This window comes from Terrimonas sp. (assembly GCF_003075435.1).
Taxonomy (GTDB): domain Bacteria; phylum Bacteroidota; class Bacteroidia; order Chitinophagales; family Chitinophagaceae; genus Agriterribacter.
In genome coordinates this window covers 84460-98774 of the sequence record NZ_QCZJ01000013.1, presented here as the reverse complement: position 1 = coordinate 98774, position 14315 = coordinate 84460, and the positions used below count along the sequence as shown (strand labels likewise).

General features: G+C 39.4%; 16 protein-coding genes. 7 read left to right on the top strand and 9 right to left on the bottom strand.

All coding sequences use genetic code 11. From position 1 onward, the window contains the following. Window positions 1-6: 6 nt before the first annotated feature. Window positions 7-423, bottom strand: coding sequence for a Fur family transcriptional regulator (locus DC498_RS15045; protein WP_116875047.1), 417 nt, complete (start codon window positions 421-423; stop codon window positions 7-9). Between the two features lie 24 nt (window positions 424-447). Beyond that, window positions 448-1059, bottom strand: a complete 612-nt coding sequence (locus tag DC498_RS15040; RefSeq protein WP_116874995.1) for an SCO family protein — start codon at window positions 1057-1059, stop codon at window positions 448-450. A gap of 139 nt (window positions 1060-1198) precedes the next feature. On the opposite strand from DC498_RS15040, the gene DC498_RS15035 reads away from it, so the two are divergent. From DC498_RS15035 to DC498_RS15025, 3 genes are all read left to right on the top strand, one after another. After that, a complete protein-coding gene (locus DC498_RS15035) occupies window positions 1199-1591 on the top strand; it encodes a MerC domain-containing protein (protein ID WP_116874994.1) in 393 nt (130 codons plus the stop codon). Between the two features lie 96 nt (window positions 1592-1687). Continuing rightward, window positions 1688-2536, top strand: coding sequence for a sugar phosphate isomerase/epimerase family protein (locus tag DC498_RS15030; RefSeq protein WP_116874993.1), 849 nt, complete (start codon window positions 1688-1690; stop codon window positions 2534-2536). Between the two features lie 144 nt (window positions 2537-2680). Further along, on the top strand, window positions 2681-4015 hold the full coding sequence (locus DC498_RS15025; protein ID WP_116874992.1) for a Gfo/Idh/MocA family protein: 1335 nt from the start codon (window positions 2681-2683) through the stop codon (window positions 4013-4015). Between the two features lie 134 nt (window positions 4016-4149). On the opposite strand, the gene DC498_RS15020 is transcribed toward DC498_RS15025, so the two are convergent. Beyond that, complete coding sequence (locus DC498_RS15020; RefSeq protein ID WP_116874991.1) at window positions 4150-4482, bottom strand: RNA recognition motif domain-containing protein; 333 nt, start codon at window positions 4480-4482, stop codon at window positions 4150-4152. A 249-nt stretch (window positions 4483-4731) separates the two neighbouring features. Here DC498_RS15020 and DC498_RS15015 point away from each other — a divergent pair, with 249 nt between their 5' ends. The 3 genes from DC498_RS15015 (at window position 4732) to DC498_RS15005 (ending at window position 7377) form a co-directional block, all read left to right on the top strand. Then, the gene (locus DC498_RS15015; RefSeq protein ID WP_116874990.1) at window positions 4732-5376 is read left to right on the top strand and encodes a DsbA family protein; all 645 of its coding nucleotides are present in this window, start codon (window positions 4732-4734) and stop codon (window positions 5374-5376) included. A gap of 65 nt (window positions 5377-5441) precedes the next feature. After that, window positions 5442-6254 carry a hypothetical protein gene (locus DC498_RS15010; protein ID WP_116874989.1) on the top strand — a complete coding sequence of 271 codons (813 nt, stop codon included), beginning with the start codon at window positions 5442-5444 and terminating at the stop codon, window positions 6252-6254. A 196-nt stretch (window positions 6255-6450) separates the two neighbouring features. Further along, a complete protein-coding gene (locus DC498_RS15005; RefSeq protein WP_116874988.1) occupies window positions 6451-7377 on the top strand; it encodes an EamA family transporter in 927 nt (308 codons plus the stop codon). A 4-nt stretch (window positions 7378-7381) separates the two neighbouring features. On the opposite strand, the gene DC498_RS15000 is transcribed toward DC498_RS15005, so the two are convergent. Genes DC498_RS15000 through kbl form a run of 4 tightly spaced genes read right to left on the bottom strand, consistent with a single transcriptional unit; the run spans window position 7382 to window position 11105 of the window. Then, entirely contained in the window at window positions 7382-8002 is a 621-nt protein-coding gene (locus DC498_RS15000) for a tetratricopeptide repeat protein (RefSeq protein ID WP_116874987.1), read from the bottom strand. Beyond that, window positions 7999-9000 (bottom strand): VWA domain-containing protein, encoded by a 1002-nt coding sequence (locus DC498_RS14995; protein WP_116874986.1) that lies wholly within the window; start codon window positions 8998-9000, stop codon window positions 7999-8001. The genes DC498_RS15000 and DC498_RS14995 overlap by 4 nt, the downstream gene beginning before the upstream one ends. Window positions 9001-9036: 36 nt before the next feature. Further along, entirely contained in the window at window positions 9037-9852 is an 816-nt protein-coding gene (gene blaOXA, locus DC498_RS14990; protein ID WP_116874985.1) for a class D beta-lactamase, read from the bottom strand. Window positions 9853-9899: 47 nt separating this feature from the next. Beyond that, window positions 9900-11105 carry a glycine C-acetyltransferase gene (gene kbl, locus DC498_RS14985; protein ID WP_116874984.1) on the bottom strand — a complete coding sequence of 402 codons (1206 nt, stop codon included), beginning with the start codon at window positions 11103-11105 and terminating at the stop codon, window positions 9900-9902. A 297-nt stretch (window positions 11106-11402) separates the two neighbouring features. Here kbl and DC498_RS14980 point away from each other — a divergent pair, with 297 nt between their 5' ends. Then, window positions 11403-12344: a hydrogen peroxide-inducible genes activator gene (locus DC498_RS14980; protein ID WP_116874983.1), complete on the top strand. Its 942-nt coding sequence runs from the start codon at window positions 11403-11405 to the stop codon at window positions 12342-12344. 182 nt (window positions 12345-12526) lie between these two features. Here DC498_RS14980 and DC498_RS14975 read toward each other — a convergent pair whose 3' ends face one another. After that, window positions 12527-13363, bottom strand: a complete 837-nt coding sequence (locus tag DC498_RS14975) for an alpha/beta hydrolase (protein WP_116874982.1) — start codon at window positions 13361-13363, stop codon at window positions 12527-12529. Next, window positions 13356-14147, bottom strand: coding sequence for an alpha/beta hydrolase (locus DC498_RS14970; RefSeq protein ID WP_116875046.1), 792 nt, complete (start codon window positions 14145-14147; stop codon window positions 13356-13358). The genes DC498_RS14975 and DC498_RS14970 overlap by 8 nt, the downstream gene beginning before the upstream one ends. Between the last annotated feature and the right edge of the window lie 168 nt (window positions 14148-14315).

The window sequence follows — 14315 nt, the reverse complement described above, 5'->3', positions numbered from 1 at the left end:
AGTTTATCAACTGCATTCTTTACAAATTCCGCTTACTACTACTTCTGTTTGTTGCGTTTTATAGCCGCGGGGTAATTTAATTTCAGGCACATGTACATCGTCAAGACAGGTGGTGATACCACAGATTTTACAGATAAAATGAACATGGTCATCATGGTGATGGCCCTGCTCGCAATTGTCTTTACACAATGCGTATTTAACAGAATTGTCAGGCGTTGGTATGGTATGAATGATCCCTTTTTCAAGAAACGCCTGCAGTGTACGGTATACCGTTACACGGTCAAATTTTTCACCGGCTTTTGTTTCAATATCATGGTGCGCCATAGCACTATCCGCCTGGAGAAACAGTTCCAGGATCTTTCTCCTGCTATCAGTAACGCTGAGCTGGCTTTTTTTTAAAACATCTACAATCTGTTCTTCCATATCATACATTTTGATACAACTGCGTCAAATTTTCTCTTTCAGCAAATCATCTATATCACTGTTCAATTTAGCAATTTCATTTTTCTTCAACCCGTCATAAATACCACGCACCCTGCCATTCCTGTCTATTAAAGCAAAAAACTGCGTATGTAAAAATTGTTCGTTTATACTTGTAGCATTGTTCTTTGGGTCATCCAATATATAACTTTCCCTTGCCGCTTTATATAAATCTTCTTTGGCTCCGGTAACAAACCACCAGTGTTTTATATCAGCCTGCATGGAATCTGCATAATATTTTAAACGCGCCACGCTGTCATTGGCAGGATCTACAGTATGCGACAGTATCAGAAAATCATTGTTTGCTTTATGTTTCTCATATACCGTCTTCATATTTGTGTTCATCTTAGGGCAGATGCCAGGGCAGGTTGTAAAGAAAAACTCTGCTATATATACTTTGTTCTTTACGTCTTTATCGGATATTATCTGCCCATCCTGTCGCTGAAAGCTGAAAGGACGCACATCATTTAACACAGGAAGCCTCGATTTTGAAGGGTCGATTATAGAAGTTAAAAAAATATAAAATCCCCCAAAAAGGATCACAAAAAATACAATATAAACCCAGGTTTTCTTTTTCATAAAAATAGTGCTGCAAAGTTACGATTGAAACGCTATCATCACTGAACAGGATTGATAAGAAATATTTTAACTAAATTAATATACTGCATTTTGCAACAATGTTGCAAAATGCAGTATATTTGCAACCCTTTTATTGAAGATGTTTAAAATTAATTATGACGCTCTTGGTATAACCGCTTCAGTAGCCTGCGCTTTTCATTGCGCTGTACTGCCGCTTATTTTAACCAGCTTACCCATATTTGGAATAGATATCATTCATAATTACCTGTTTGAATTTGGAATGATAGCTCTTGCATTTGTTGTAGGCTTATATGCATTATACCACGGTTATAAAAAGCATCATCACAAATTTTTACCTACCCTGCTCTTTACAGCCGGCATCTCATTTTTATTGCTGAAAGAGATATTTCATGACTATCATCTCTGGCTGCTGATACCCGCCGTTGTTTTAATTGTATCAGCCCATTATCTCAACTACCGGCTTTGCCGTAAGGCAAATCATTGCCATTCCGGCGACTGCGACCATCATTAATACCCGCTATAGAAATATTTTTTCTCATCATTGTCAAAGTTGACCTGACAAGTTTCTTTTTCTTAATTTCATTCCTCAATCAATAATCATCTTGCCATGACAACACGCAGATCATTTATCAAACAAACAAGCCTGTTTTCTTTAGCGGCTTTCGCTAATCCGTCTTCATTAACCTATAAACAACATGCCGTTGGATTACAGCTATATACACTCAGGGATGATATAATGAAAGATCCCAAAGGCATTATTGAAAAGGTAGCAGCACTGGGATATAATGAAGTAGAATCTTTTGGCTACAGGGATGGAAAATATTTTGGACTGACGCCGGCTGAATTTGCTACGCTGTTAAAAAACAATAAACTTTCTCACCCCAGCGGGCACTATCTGCTGGCAAACCTTAATAATAATTGGGAAAAAACGGTTGAAGATGCCGTAACGGCTGGTCAGAAGTATATCATCATTGCCTACCTGTTTGATACCGAACGAAAAACAATTGACGATTATAAAAAAATTGCAGCGCAGTTTAATAAAGCCGCAGAAGTGTGTAAGAAAGCCGGTATTCAATTTGGTTACCACAACCATGATTTTGAGTTTATTGATATGGGCGGACAAAAAGGATATGATATTTTATTGAAAGAGACAGATCCGCAGCTTGTAAAATTTGAACTGGATCTTTACTGGATATCTTATGCAGGTATTAATCCCGTAAATATGTTCAAAGCCAACCCGGGTCGCTATCCGCTTTGGCATGTAAAAGATATGGATAATACACCCAAAAAATTCTTTACCGAAGTAGGCAACGGTGTAATTGATTTCAAAAAAATTTTTGCCGCTGCCCGTACTGCCGGCATGAAACATTTTTTTGTTGAGCAGGATGTATGCCCTGGTCCTCCACTGGTGAGTATTGAAAAAAGCATCAGTTATTTAAGGAAAAATATCCTGTAAGGCAGGAGGCGTTTAATGTAGAGACAAGGCATGCCCTGTCTCTACATTAAACGTTAAACGACAAACCATAAACTACAAACCAAAAACCTTCAACCCAAAACCCTCCAGCAACAATATCATCATTATCCATAAACAATAACGATTATGCCAGGCAGAAGAAAATTTTTATACGACAGTTCCCGTATTGCCGCCGCGTCTGTATTACTACCGGCTTTTTCAAACAAAATATTTGCTGCAGGTCAAAAAACCATAGCAGCTTCTGACCAGATAAATATTGGTGCTATCGGCATTAATGGTATGGGATGGAGCGATACCAAAGCCGCGCTTAAAGTGCCTGGCGTAAATCTTGTAGCCTTATGCGATGTTGATAAAAATGTAATTGATAAACGCCTTGGCGAAGCATCAGCATTAAACTTTGATGCCTCAAAAGTAAAAACATATACAGACTACCGGAAACTGCTTGAAAACAAAGATATAGATGCCGTGATCATTGGAACTCCCGACCACTGGCATTGCCTGCAGATGGTGGAAGCCTGCAGGGCAGGAAAACATGTGTATGTTGAAAAGCCTATTGGTAACTCTATAGCTGAGTGCAACGCAATGGTAGCCGCGCAAAAAAAATATAACCGCGTAGTGCAGGTTGGGCAATGGCAAAGAAGCCAGCAGCATTTTAGAGATGCTATAGCGTTTGTACACTCTGGCAAATTAGGTAATATCCGCACCGCAAAAGTCTGGTGTTACCAGGGCTGGATGAAACCTATGGAAGTACAACCTGATTCAGCACCACCTGCAGGCGTTGATTACAAAAGCTGGCTCGGGCCGGCGCCAACCAAGCCATTTAATGCAAGCAGGTTCCATTTTAATTTCCGCTGGTTTTGGGATTATGCTGGTGGATTGATGACGGATTGGGGTGTTCACTTACTTGATTATGCACTGTTTGGCATGCAGGCAGACGTTCCCAAAACCGTTATGGCACTCGGCGGAAAATTTGCGTACCCCGATCTTGCACAGGAAACGCCTGATACCTTAACAACGCTATATGAATTTGATAAGTTCAACCTGGTTTGGGACCATGCAATGGGCATAGATAATGGTCAATATGGACGTGACCATGGTATTGCTTTTGTAGGTAATAACGCCACGCTAGTTTTAGACAGGGGAGGCTGGGAAATAATTGAGGAAAAAAACTCGAAAGATAAAATACCCAGCATGCCGAAGGTAAAACCATCTGAAAGCGGGCTTAACAAACACATGGAAAATTTTGCTTCGGTAATCCGTTCAGGAAAAATGGAAGAATTAACAGCCCCTATACAGGTTGGTGCGGATGTAGCCATAGTAGCGCAAATGGGTAATATCGCGTTCAGAAGCGGCAAAAGATTAGCCTGGGATAAACAAAAGGGAAAATTTACAGATGAAGCTGTGAATAAAACATATTTCGCCAAAGAATATTATAATGGGTACAAGATACCGGAGTTGTAGGTGGGGTTTGTAGTTTATGGTTGCGTAGACCTTACACCTTCTACAAATAAAAAAGAATAAGGCTGTATATCTGCAATCAATACAATCTTATTCTTTTTGTTAATAGCTTATGCTACAGCTTCAAATGAAGGAGATTAATAACGACCGCGACCGCCACCGTTATTGCTGCCTGCAAATGAACGCCTGTTGCCACCATTACCGCGACCACCGCCATTGCTGCGCTCTTCGCGTGGCTTAGCTTCAGTTACAGTAATTGCACGTCCTTCTACAACGCCTTTGTCTAATTCGCTGATAGCTTTTTTAGCTTCTTCGTCATTAGGCATTTCAACAAAACCGAAACCACGGCTACGGCCAGTGAATTTATCGGTAATTACTCTTGCAGAAGAAACTTCACCGTATTCTTCAAAAAACGCTTTTAAGTCTTCATCAACTACGTTGAAGCTTAAATTTGAAACATAAATGTTCATCAGTACTATGAAATTAAATTAAAAATGAAATCTGAGAAAACAGGGGAACAAAAGACGACTGAACTATTAGCAGAAGATGCGTAGCAGATTAAATCATTTCTTTTACCGGGACTGTACAAACTCAAATTTTGACGCCGCAAATGTACGGCTTATTTTGTTCTCAGCGCATTTATTTTCCTTCTTAATACCATCTTTTTTGTTAATTACCGGTTGCAGACTATATATCTTCGCTTTTCTCATCTCAACAAAATGCGACCAATACTTATTTATTGTTACGATGCCTATTGCTGCTGGTGCTATGGTTTTAGCCCAATTCTTTCAAAATTGGAGCGTATTTACGAACAAATCCTTGATTTTGAGGTAGTATCAGGCGGAATGATACTCCCACAAAAACCCCTGCATATCAGCATAATGACTTCTTTTTTTGCAGAAACCAGTAAAGCGGTGGAAGAAACAACAGGAGTGAAATTCGGGAAAGATTTTTTATGGCATATAGAAAACCCTGCTGATAGCGACTGGTTTCCCAATTCAGAAAAACCTGCAATAGCCATGTGCATATTCAAACAATATCACCCCAACCAGGCTATAGCTTTTGCCGCCGACCTGCAATACGCCCTGTTTTTTGAGGGAAGGGACTTATGTGATAATGAAGCTTACCGCCACCTGCTTGACAAATATAATATACCGGCAGAAGAATTTTATATACAAATGCAGCAAAAAGAATTTAAAGAACAGGCGGAAGAAGACCTTGCCATCTGCAGGCAATTAAAAGTCAGTGGTTTCCCGGCACTATTTCTGCAAACTGATACATCAAAAATATACGCAGTAGCCAATGGCTATACTGATTATGATACGGTAAATGCCCGGTTGCAGGAAATTCTTACACAGCAGTAAATTCAGATGCAACGCAAACCAATTGAGCCTTGTCATCGTAGTTATTATACACATGTAAACCCCGGATGAATAAATTATTGTACATATTCGCCATCTGTATTTTGCTGGCAGGCTGCGAAAAAAACGAGGCGCCTTCCAATGTTAACAGAAGTGATGCTGCACTAGCTTTTGTAAAAGCATTATCTAACGGGCAGGAAATAGTACAGAATGAATTTCAATATTCTGCTGACGGCAAAATAAAAACAGCACTGGGATATAAAGATTACAGTAAAAATATCATCAGCTATAAAAGGGTTTACAGCTATGAGGATGATAAGCTTGCAAGCAGTGAAATACAGATGGACATATCTTCATCGCTTTATGCGGTTAATTACATATATAGTAAAACACAGTACGAGTATAGTAATAATCTTATTATTCAATCCAACTATTTGTCTAAAAAGAACGACCAGTACGAACTGACTTCTTTTACTACCTATACCTATAATGATAAGAAGCTGCCTGTAAAAGTGTCGAGATATGCTGCCGGCGGCTCCCTGTACGCTTATTCAACATACACTTATGATGAAAGCGGGAATGTTATTTTATCGGAAGATTACCAGTTGAATGCTTTAGGCGAACCGGTTAAAAATATGCAGCGCAGCTATCAATATGATGATAAGAAGAATCCTTATAAAAATGCATATACGCTTTTAGAAAACATCCCTTATTCCATAAATCAAAATAATATTACCGCATCTGCCTGGACTGATTATACTACTAACCCACAGGGAAATACCGGCAACTCCATAACAAAATATAACAGCTATAATAGCTACGGATACCCAACATCGATGGATGAACAGGGGAATATTTTTTTGCTGGAATATAAGTGGTAAGGCGTTTATGGTTTGTAGTTTGTGGTTAGCAGTTGTACCAACTATAAACAGCAAACAATACAATCAATAACCAGAACCGGAAGCAACATTTCCACTTACCTACCCATCTGAATGACCTTGCTTTTGTGGCCAATTTCAAATCTCAAATCCCCAATTTCAAATCTGTTGAATATTTTAGTTTAGGTTTGCAGCCGCAATGCAAGCCGATACACAGCCCGTTTCAACAGCAAAAGTGATAGCCGCTTTTGCTGTAATATATATTGTTTGGGGGTCCACTTATTTTTTTATTCAAATTGCCATACGCAATATGCCGGTAACGATTATGGGCTCGCTCAGGTTTATTACGGCGGCGGTACTAATGCTTGGGTGGTGTATTGCAAACAAAGAAAAAGTATTTGTATGGCGTGATATCATTCCTGCTTTTATTACCGGGCTGCTTCTTTTATATATCGGCAATGGCGCGGTTGCCTGGTCTGAGCAGTATTTAGCCAGTTCGCTTGTTGCTGTTTTCATTGCATCTTCACCGGTATGGTTTATTATTCTGGATTACAGCAAATGGAAAGAAAATTTTGCCAACCGCTTTACTATAGCAGGCATATTATTGGGTTTTGCCGGTATATTTTTTCTTTTTGGTAAAAACCTGCAACAGGCGTTAACCGCTACAGCCAATAAATGGGAGGTCATTTCACTTGGAGTACTCACTATTGGCTCAATATCATGGGCTGCGGGTTCGCTGTATGGTAAATACAAACCCACTTCTTTTTCAGGCCCTGTAAACTCAGGCTGGCAAATGTTAGGCGCAGGCCTGGCTTATGCTGTTACCGGGTTGATAAGAAACGACTGGGGTCAATTTGATCTGCATAATGTTACACCTTCAGGCTGGGCAGCCATTGCATACCTGGTTACAATGGGATCATTGGTTGGCTACAGTTCCTATGTTTGGCTATTGAAAGTTCGGCCTGCAACACAGGTAAGCACACACGCTTATGTAAACCCGGTTGTAGCTGTTTTGCTGGGGGTGTTTTTTGCAAACGAAAAAATCACTTTTGTACAGTTAATAGGACTGGCGGTTATTTTAGGAGGCGTGCTACTGGTAAATCTCGCAAAAAACAGGAGAAGGTAAAACACTACCAGTCTTTTTCAGGCTGAGTATTTGACTGCTGCTTCTTCATGGTTTTATCCTGCAATTTCTTTTCCTGTTCCTCCAGCGCCTTTAATAATTGCTGTACCTGCTGCTGGTTAAGTTTGTTTTGTTTGGGCTGAGGTTGTTTTTCTTCTTTCTTTTGATTTTGCTTTTGCTCCTGCTGTTTTTGCTGCTGCTGTTTTTTTTCGTTCAATGCCCGCTGCAAATTTTCCCGTGCAAGAGAATCTGTGGGATTTATCCGCAGCGATTGCTTATAGGCTTCAATACTTTCTTCCAGCTTTTTTTGTTGTGTGAATGATACTCCCTTATTATAATACAACTGCGACTGCATTTTCTTTTCCTCTGTTTGCTTTACAGCTTCCTCAAACACTTTGGCAGCCTCTTCAAATTTTTTTTCTTTAAACAAAGCATTACCCATATTGAAAGAAGCCTTCACATTATTGGGATCTTTTTCAAGCGCAGCTTTATATGCCTGCGCAGCTTTTTCATATTGCTGCGCCCGGTATGCTTCATTGCCTTTGCTTATAAGGCGGTCTGCTTCCTCCTGGCCAAAAGCAAAATGACCGGTTGTAATGAACATTATAATAAAAGCGATATACTTCATGCTTTTTTTGCTGTTCTCTTTTCTGATATGAACAATTCACCCATCAACCCGATAAGGGCAAGTGCCAAAAACCATTGAAAAAAGCTCCTGTAATTTAAAGTACTGTTATCACTAATAGCTTTCTGTTCCATTGAAGATACCTGTGACTGGATTTTACCTGCTACTGTTTCAATATCATTCAACTGCTGGTATATACCATTGGCATTATGTGCTATATTCATCAATTCCTGCTCATTCAGCTTAGAAATAACAACATTTCCCTGCATATCACGCTTTGGCTCCCCGGTAAAAGGATTAATAATGACACTTCCCTCAGTAGAACCTACCCCAATTGTATTAATAACAACACCGTTTTCTGCTAATTCTTTTGCAACCTTTTCTGCTTTCTCATCATGGTCTTCGCCGTCAGTGATCAATAAAACCGCTTTATACTTTTTGTCTTTCTTATTAAAGCCTGTGTTAGCGATCCGTAACGCTTCAGCAACAACCGTACCCTGTGTTGGCACAGCTTCCGGCGACGCATTGTTGATGTACAGCCGCGCCGCGGAATGATCAGCGGTGAGTGGCATCTGCATATATGCCCTGCCGGCAAAAATCACAAGCCCTATACGGTCATTTTGCAATTGATCCATCAATTTATTGGCCAATTGCTTTGCTTTTTCAAGGCGGCTCGGCTTTACATCCTGCGAAAGCATGCTCCTGCTTACATCCAGCGCAATCATTACATCTATCCCCTGCCGGTTTATTTTTTCCACTTCAGTGGCAGATTGCAGGTTAGCTGCGGCAATCACCAAAAGCCCAAAACCTGTTACAAGTATTATAAACCGCAAAAGATATCTTTTGGGAAGAAAGCTTTTGGTAAGCTGAGCTACCAGTTTTTCATCCCCTATTTTCCTGCTGGTATTTTTTTTCCAGCGCAATACCGCAAGAAAGAGCAATACCAGCACCGGTATCAGCAGCAATAACAACAGGTGTTCTATATGTTCAAAACGAAACAAGAAAAATATTTATTAATGAATTTCGCTTAACAAAATCTACATCTTTCCTTCAAAAAAGCCTAATTGCTTTAATATCCCGTATAAAATTTCTTTTCTCAAAGCCGGGTCAGTATTGGGGTCGGCAGATTCCGTATTCAGCACAAAAAAATACGGATGCCGGTTTTCCTCAATCCAACCTGCTACCCAGCCAATAGCATGCCCCTCTTTATTATAACCCCAGCCGGTTTTATAACTTATCTTGTAATTACTGTTATCTTCCTGCAGCATCATTGCTTTTACAGCATCCTGCACACCTTTGCGAAAAGGTAGTTTATCAAAGTATAATTTTTTTACAAGTCCTAATTCCTCATCCGGGGAAATTAACAGGGAATTATCGAGCCAGAATGAATCAACGGCATTACCGATGGTTTTATTACCATAGTTCAAGGTATCAATCCATTTCTGCATGCTATCCTTACCAATAGTTCTTGCTATTTGCTGAAAATGCGGAACAGAAGAATATTGAAATGCTTTTGTAATACTCAGGTCCTGGTTCCAGTTTTGTATTGGCCTTTGTATGCTATCCCATTTAATAATACTGTTTTCATTCATCACTACGCCTGTTTGCAAAGCAATCAACGCATTTACAATTTTAAAAGTGGATGCAGGTAAAAACCGGGTAGTATCTCTTTTTAAATTATATATTTTAAACACTCCTCTTCCATTATCAAATAACGCGAAACAACCATCAACCTTCTTTTCATCAAAGAACTTTTTTAAGGAATTGTCTTCAGATACATTATTCATTGAGCAGGAGCCTGCAGTAAAAATGGAGATAATAAGTAAACAGTAAGAAAAATATTTTTTTATCATTATTATATAAAATTATACAACGGTATTAATACCCGTATTACGCCAATCTATTTAATTATACCCAAAGCTTTGCCCACTTTTGTAAAAGCAGCGATGGCTTTATCAAGATGGTGCTGCTCGTGGGCAGCGCTCAACTGAACGCGTATACGTGCCTGCCCTTTTGGAACAACAGGGAAGAAAAACCCGATCACATATATACCTTCTTCCAGCAATTGAGCAGCCATGTTTTGTGCCAGCACTGCATCATAAAGCATGATGGGCACTATAGGATGATCACCGGGTTTTATATCAAAGCCCGCTTCAGTCATTTTACTGCGAAAGTATTTGGTATTTTGTTCAAGCTTATCACGAAGCGCCGTTGTTTCACTAAGCATATCAAGCACTGCTATAGAAGCGCCAACAATGCCTGGAGCAACAGTGTTAGAAAACAAATACGGCCTGGAACGCTGTCTCAGCATATCTATTACTTCTTTTCTGCCGCTGGTAAACCCGCCTGAAGCGCCACCCAAGGCCTTACCAAGTGTGCCGGTAATGATATCTATTTTACCCATCACCCCACGGTACTCATGCGTTCCCCTGCCGGTTTTTCCTAAAAAACCGCTGGAGTGACATTCATCTATCATTATAGCAGCATCATATTTTTCAGCCAGCGCACAAATCTTATCCAGTTGGGCAATGGTGCCGTCCATACTGAATGAACCATCGGTAACAATAATACGGCTGCGGGCACTTTGCGCTTCCTGCAATTTTGTTTCAAGATCAGCCATATCATTATGATTATATCTAAAGCGTTGAGCCTTACATAGTCTTACGCCATCAATGATAGAAGCGTGATTAAGCGCATCAGAAATAATCGCATCCTTTTCATCAAAAAGCGGCTCAAATACGCCACCATTGGCATCAAAAGCCGCCGCATATAATATGGTATCTTCTGTACCAAGAAAAGCGGATATCTTTTTTTCAAGCTCTTTATGAATATCCTGCGTGCCGCAGATAAACCGGACACTGCTCAGTCCATAGCCCCTTGTATCTACGTATTTCTTGGCAGCTTTAATAACTTCCGGGTGCGATGATAGTCCCAGGTAATTATTGGCGCAAAGATTTATCACTGATTTTAAACCTTCCTTACCGGGAATTTTAACTTCTATATCCGCCCCTTGCGGACTTTCTATGATCCTTTCAGACTTATAAAGCCCGTTTTTCTGTATTTCTTCCAGTTCAAGCCTTATCCTTTCAACTAATTTTTCGTTCATAACCTGTTATTTAGCGCCACAAACCTACGTGCTTTTTAAAAAAAATAATCATTGGCATTTTTTAGACGAAAAGATTTCTCTTAAACAGAATTTTAGTAATTATTAACAACAGATTCATTAACTTAGCTGCTCTAAATAGATAAAGGGTATAGAAAAAATCTACACAAGATGCCCGGCATTTTCTAGTGCCGGGTTTTTTATTTGTATCTGAAAGTGGTTACCATCAATGTACCCGGAACAAAAAACGTATTTCCTTTATTGATTTAATTTTACATTTGAATAGATTTTCTCTATAATATGACATTCGTCCAACTGGAATATATTGTTGCATTAGATAACTACCGCCAATTTACACTTGCTGCTGAGAGCTGCTTTATCACCCAGCCAACCCTGAGTATGCAGATACAGAAGCTTGAAGAGGAATTAGGTATTATGATCTTTGATCGCACAAAGCAGCCAGTGGCAACAACTGAAATGGGAAAAGAAATTATTAAGCAGGCAAAGGTCATCCTGGCACAAAAACAGGTAATGCACGAGCTTGTGCAGAGTAAAAAGGGAATAGTTGCAGGCGAATTAAAGCTCGGCATTATTCCTACACTGGCACCATACCTTCTGCCGCTTTTTATACAAAATTTTGCGTCAAAGTATAAGCAGGTAAAGCTTATTGTAAGCGAGATGACTACAGATAATATTATCAAATCGCTTACCGAAGGATCTATTGATGCAGGAATACTGGTTACCCCTTTGCAAAAAAGCGGGATAAAGGAATATCCTTTGTTTTATGAGGAACTGGTAGCTTATGTATCTCGGAAGAATGCCTTGTATGAAAAAAATTATGTGCTTGCACAGGATATAGATCCCAACAAATTGTGGTTGCTGGAAGAAGGGCATTGTTTCAGATCGCAGATAGAAAACTTATGCGAGTTAAGGAAAATGAGCACAGCCGGGAGCCATTTTGACTATGAAACAGGAAGTATAGAAACATTAAGAAGGATGGTTGACCTGAACGATGGTATTACTATTTTGCCAGAACTGGCTACACTTGATATGCCTGCGAAACAATTACAGTTGATCAGGCAGTTTAAAAAACCTGTTCCCATGCGGGAGGTAAGTATTGTAGTGCAAAGAGATTTTGTAAAAAAGAGATTAATTGATGCATTGAAAAATGAGATTATTCAATCGATACCTGATAAAATTAAAAAAAATCAATCGGTGAATGTGGTACCCATAAAGTATTAAGGGTTCTTTTCAGATGACGTTCAAATGCTCCGCCATTTTGGCCGCATAACACGGATGCGGTAGTTTAATCATTTTTACGCGGGGAGAAACCTGACGGGAGTTTTGTACTAATGCTTAACTGCTGCATAACAGATTTACCTTAGATGAGAAAAGTTCTTCCCGACGGACTTTTACTGATACTATCACAAGGCCAACACACTATCTAACTTCTCTTTAAACAGTGGAAATTCACTTAAATTATTATGCTCGCCTTTGGGTATAGTTATAAACTCATCTTTAGGATTCAGGAGCGATTTTAATTTTGCAGCATTGCTGTATGGTATTACATTATCGCCTGTGCCATGAAATATAGTGATGGGTGCATTGATAATATTAATATGGGCATAAGTTGGAAGCTTGTATTTCAATAGCCTGCCTACCGGGTAAACAGGCAGATAATGCGATGCAAGTGAAGTGATGCTGTAATACGGTGTTTCCAGTATCAGCCGTTTAGCAGACTTTTTTGAAGCCAGCCACGCGGCTATACCTGTGCCGAGCGACTTACCGTATATAATTATATTATCCGCATTGTATTTTGCTTTTGCCATTACATATAGCTGCTCAGCATAATCATACAATATTTGCTCTGTTAGTTTGCCGGAACTTTTTCCAAAACCCGGATAATCAATCATCCATACTTCATAGCCTTTGCTTGTAAATGCCGGGGCATATTTGGCATACCATTCGATATTTTTCCTGTTGCCATGAAAGTATAATACCACGCCTTTTGCCAAGCTGTCGTCAGTTAAAAACTGAACTACGTCCATAGTATACGCTTCATCTAATACTACATTCGTTTCTTTATATGGAACAGAAAAATTGAATTTCTTTTCTTTTGCAATAATCTCAGGATGAAATAAAAATCTATCCTGGAAAAAATATGCTGCAACCCCAATGAGCAGGTAAATAACAAGCAGGATATTCAGCAGCCTGATCCATTTTCGTTTACGAGACACCGGTAGTTTAACCCTTTCAGTCATATTTTAAAATATCCCTTATAAAATTGTGATACTCGGGGAACGAAGGTAAATTATTATGTCCTCCTCCATTTATTCTTATTAATGTGATTTTATTCGGACTTAATTTTTGCAGGTTTTCGCTATGCCGTATAGGTATCAGCATATCTTTTGTGCCATGCAGAATATAAGTATGGCAGTTTACTTTTCTTATCCACTTATCGGTTCTTAAATGATAGCGCAATACATATTTCACAGGCAGGAGCGGCAGAAAACGTTCCACCACTTTTATAAAGCTATAATACGGCGCATCAAGAATGAGATAGCGGGGCCTGTTATCTGAAGCTACTTTTGCCGCAAATCCGCTCCCTATGCTTCTTCCATATACAATGATGTGATGTTCGTTATACTTATTGGCGAGCTGTGTATATATAAACTGCACATCGGCCAGCATCTTTCTTTCACTGCGCTTGCCGGTACTTTTTCCGAAACCACGATAATCAACCAATACTACATCATATTTATAGCGGTAAAAGTCTTTTGCATATTTTCCCCAACCTTTGATGCTTCGTGTATTGCCATGGAAATACAATATCAAACCAAGCGGTTTTTCTACATAAAAATGTAAACCATTAATCCTCACGCCAGGTTCAATATCAAAAAACAACTCTTCAAAAGGAGCATCGTATACAAACTTAAAATCAGCCGGCAGCTTTTCGGGCTTAAAGATGAATTTTTCCTGAACAAAATATATTATGATCAGCAAAAGAATAATGGCTCCGGCTATATACAAAATAGTAGATGACAATGCAATCCGATATTTACACCATGAAAATAATAAAAGACGGAGATAAGATAAAGCCTTATTGAGTGCATTCCAAATCTTCGCGTGTATGGTAATCATGTGCAGATGCCTCCTGCCTCAGCATGACAAAAGGCAGTGCAGTGTTCGGCGTTAGTGCTGTTGTTGAACATT

What these genes read in the sequence shown, in the direction of transcription:
- DC498_RS15045 (WP_116875047.1), bottom strand. Translation starts at nt 423, where the DNA reads ATGGAAGAACAGATTGTAGATGTTTTAAAAAAAAGCCAGCTCAGCGTT.
- DC498_RS15040 (WP_116874995.1), bottom strand. Translation starts at nt 1,059, where the DNA reads ATGAAAAAGAAAACCTGGGTTTATATTGTATTTTTTGTGATCCTTTTT.
- DC498_RS15035 (WP_116874994.1), top strand. Translation starts at nt 1,199, where the DNA reads ATGTTTAAAATTAATTATGACGCTCTTGGTATAACCGCTTCAGTAGCC.
- DC498_RS15030 (WP_116874993.1), top strand. Translation starts at nt 1,688, where the DNA reads ATGACAACACGCAGATCATTTATCAAACAAACAAGCCTGTTTTCTTTA.
- DC498_RS15025 (WP_116874992.1), top strand. Translation starts at nt 2,681, where the DNA reads ATGCCAGGCAGAAGAAAATTTTTATACGACAGTTCCCGTATTGCCGCC.
- DC498_RS15020 (WP_116874991.1), bottom strand. Translation starts at nt 4,482, where the DNA reads ATGAACATTTATGTTTCAAATTTAAGCTTCAACGTAGTTGATGAAGAC.
- DC498_RS15015 (WP_116874990.1), top strand. Translation starts at nt 4,732, where the DNA reads ATGCGACCAATACTTATTTATTGTTACGATGCCTATTGCTGCTGGTGC.
- DC498_RS15010 (WP_116874989.1), top strand. Translation starts at nt 5,442, where the DNA reads ATGAATAAATTATTGTACATATTCGCCATCTGTATTTTGCTGGCAGGC.
- DC498_RS15005 (WP_116874988.1), top strand. Translation starts at nt 6,451, where the DNA reads ATGCAAGCCGATACACAGCCCGTTTCAACAGCAAAAGTGATAGCCGCT.
- DC498_RS15000 (WP_116874987.1), bottom strand. Translation starts at nt 8,002, where the DNA reads ATGAAGTATATCGCTTTTATTATAATGTTCATTACAACCGGTCATTTT.
- blaOXA (WP_116874985.1), bottom strand. Translation starts at nt 9,852, where the DNA reads ATGATAAAAAAATATTTTTCTTACTGTTTACTTATTATCTCCATTTTT.
- kbl (WP_116874984.1), bottom strand. Translation starts at nt 11,105, where the DNA reads ATGAACGAAAAATTAGTTGAAAGGATAAGGCTTGAACTGGAAGAAATA.
- DC498_RS14980 (WP_116874983.1), top strand. Translation starts at nt 11,403, where the DNA reads ATGACATTCGTCCAACTGGAATATATTGTTGCATTAGATAACTACCGC.
- DC498_RS14975 (WP_116874982.1), bottom strand. Translation starts at nt 13,363, where the DNA reads ATGACTGAAAGGGTTAAACTACCGGTGTCTCGTAAACGAAAATGGATC.